Raw genomic sequence first — 3,452 nt, forward strand, 5'->3', positions numbered from 1 at the left:
CCCGGAAGGTGGAACTGTCATAAAGATTCCGATTGAGGATGAGGTAAAGCAGGCTTACATCGACTATTCGATGTCGGTAATTGTTCAGCGAGCTTTGCCTGATGTCCGCGATGGTCTCAAACCTGTTCACCGGCGAATCATGTATGCGATGGACACTCTTCATCTGGCTTCGGGCGGAAAGACTAAAAAATGCGCTACGATTGTCGGTGAAGTTTTGGGTCACTATCATCCGCATGGTGACGCTTCTGTTTATGATGCTCTTGTACGCTTGGGTCAGGATTTTTCTCAGCGATATACGACTGTAACTCCGCAGGGTAACTTTGGTACTATTGCGGGAGACCCTCCGGCTGCTTACCGATACACCGAGGCCAAGATGTCGAAAATCACCGAGGAGATGGTTTCTGACATTTCAAAGAACACTGTGGACATGGTGGCGAACTTTGACGACACCACAAAAGAGCCTGCCGTTCTTCCTGGAAAATTTCCTTTCCTTCTTTGTAACGGTACGACAGGTATCGCCGTTGGTATGGCAACTAACATGCCGACCCACAACTTGCGCGAGGTTGCGGCAGCTATTTCTGCCTACATCGACAATCCTGAAATTTCAATCGATGAGTTAATGCGCTATATCAAAGGCCCGGACTTCCCCACAGGCGGCACGATTTACGGCCGTGAGGGAATCAAAAAGGCTTACAGGACTGGCCGGGGCAAAATCACAATCCGCTCAAAATTCACTATCGAAACTGACAAGCGTGGTCATGAAAAAATCGTCTTCACAGAAGTTCCGTATGGCGTGAACACGACAAATATCATCAAGAAAATCAATCAGCTCAAAGATGACAAAATCATCGAAGGAATTGCCGACGCTAACGACGAAACTTCCGACCGCGTTGGTATGCGTCTTGTAGTCGAGCTTAAAAAGAATGCTGTCACAAAAATCATACTGAACCAACTTTTCTCAAAAACTGAATTGCAGGCAAATTTCGGCGTAATCAACCTTGCCCTCGTTCCTCAGGAAAAGGAAGGCGAGCCACGATACGACGAGCCTGGAATGCTTACTCTTAAGCCGACTTACCTCAAACCGCAGATTCTTACTCTCAAGCAGCTTATCCAGCATTTCGTAAATCACCGTGACGAAGTTATCACACGCCGCACGATTTATGACCTCAAAGTCGCCAAGCACCGAATGCACATCTTGCAGGCTTTGATTACGGCAATCAACAATATCGACGAAGTCATCAAAATCATCCGGGGAAGCGAAACCACTGAGCAGGCCAAGCTCCGTCTGGAAGAAAGATTCAACTTTGATGACGAGCAGGCTCAAGCAATCGTCGACATGCAGTTGAAGCGCCTCACTCACTTGCAGATTGAGGATTTGCAGAAAGAAATCCGCGAGCTGCAGGCTTTGATTGACCACTTGGAAGATTTGCTTGCTCACCATGAGAAAATCCTTGGAATCATCAAAGACGAGACCAACGAGCTTGCCGCAAAATACGGAGACGACCGAAAGACTGACATCGTTGCAGATGAAGTCGAAGAAATCAACACAGAGGACATGATTAAAGAAGAAGAAGTCGTCGTGATGATTTCAAAGATGGGTTACATCAAGAGAGTTCCTCTCACACTTTACAAAGCGCAGAGTAGGGGAGGAAAGGGCAGCCTGAGTGCCAACCTCATCCAAGACGATTACATCAACCAGATTTTCATCGCTACAACAAAATCATACATCACCTTCATGACAGACGAAGGAAAGGCTTATTGGATAAAAGTCCACGAGATTCCTGAGTCGAGCCGAAGCAGCCGTGGTTCAAGCGTCAAGTCGCTCCTCCAGCTTTCTGCGGACGAGGAAATCACCACAATCGTCACAATGAAGGATTACACCGATTCTCAATTCATCTTCATGGCAACTGCAAACGGTGTCGTCAAAAAATGTCAGACAACAGAGTTTGCAAATGCAAAAACACGTGGCGTAATCGCAATCAAACTCAAGGACGGAGACAAACTTGTATCTTCTATTTTGACTAGCGGAAATAAAGAAGTTATGCTAGTCACGCGTAGAGGTCAGGCACTCCGCATAAATGAGGAAGATGTAAGACCTATGGGACGCGCAAGTGCCGGCGTTACAGGTATCCGTCTTTCACAGGGAGACGAGCTTGCGGCCGCAATCTGCGTCGAAGAAGGAAAAGACGCTCTCGTTATCACAGAAAAAGGCATTGGAAAGCGAGTTGACTTTGAGGAATTCGGTCAGCACGGACGAGGAACCGGCGGTCAAAAGATTTTTGGCAACACGGACAATAAAGGCGAGATTATCGGAGCTATCGCAGTCTCTGAAGATGCGGAAATCATCTGTATGACAGGACAGGGCAAAACCCTCCGAATCAAAGCCAGCGATGTTTCAAAGCAGGGCAGGGGAGCCAGCGGAACAAGGGTTATCAACATCGACTCACCGGATTATGTAGTCGGCTTTGACAGCGTAGCACAAGATAAAGAATAGAAAAAATTTGGGCACTTCCCACACAAGTGTGGGTCGGGCTTTTCGGGGTTCCGCCTTTCGGCTTCATTGCCTGCGGCAACGGCTAACGCCGCCCCTACAATCCCTAGTGCAAAAACTCCGTGTATCAGAAAGATGCACGGAGTTTTTTTAGAATACGGCAGATTTTAGCATTAATCATTCGCTTCTGCACTTTCAACATAGCAAACATCACCTGATAAATCGATTTTATTATTCCATTATATTTCACTGTCTATTTCAGGATTTTTATCCCAACAAACATTATTTGAATCATCAATGTAAACTTGTTTTTTTTGTGGTTAATCTCTTTCAAAAATGCACGAACGATAGGTAAGGGATTTAGAGTTTTCAAAAGTCTCCAAAGAAAAGATTAAAAGTAAAAAAGCGTTTCATGTGAAACGGTGGAAAACATGTTGCTCCTTGCCAGAAATAAATTTTCTCAAAAAATTAGAAAATCTGCTGACAAAAGTTCGTTTGTAATATACAATACTTTTGGGGATAGGTAGTGAAATCAATCACTCTCTTTTTCGTTCATATCTAGTGATTGATAATAACCATCAGGCGACCGGAGGAGCAAATGTGCTTCTCCGGTTTTTTATGCTCAAAAGGAATAAACCTGAACAGAATTCAATGGTTTGTTTCATGTGAAACAGAATACTTTCTAAGAAAGAGAGAACTCATTGTTTCATGTGAAACAGCTTTATCCAACGATTAAAATACGGCTCTGTGTGTCGTATGAAACAGCCAGCGCAAACAATTAAAACTATAGGTTTCAGCATCGCATTGGAAACATTCCTTTTTTTGTAAAAATGTGCTGTGTAAAACAATCTGTTTCATGTGAAACTGCTTCCGCCAATGAGTAAAATTAGATGGGGGCTGTCCAATAAGTATGAGTCATTGCCGTGCTCAAAGGCGTTGCTTGTCGCCCTTGCTTAGACAC

Annotated in this window: 1 protein-coding gene; it reads left to right on the forward strand. The window is 44.7% G+C overall.

The window, feature by feature from the left end; translation table 11 throughout:
• Positions 1-2,494 (forward strand): DNA topoisomerase (ATP-hydrolyzing) subunit A (gene gyrA / locus B2089_RS12025; protein ID WP_296687480.1); only part of this gene is annotated, 2,494 nt, incomplete at its 5' end.
• Positions 2,495-3,452: the final 958 nt, after the last annotated feature.

The organism is Treponema sp. UBA3813 (genome assembly GCA_002368605.1).
Classification (GTDB): domain Bacteria; phylum Spirochaetota; class Spirochaetia; order Treponematales; family Treponemataceae; genus Treponema_D.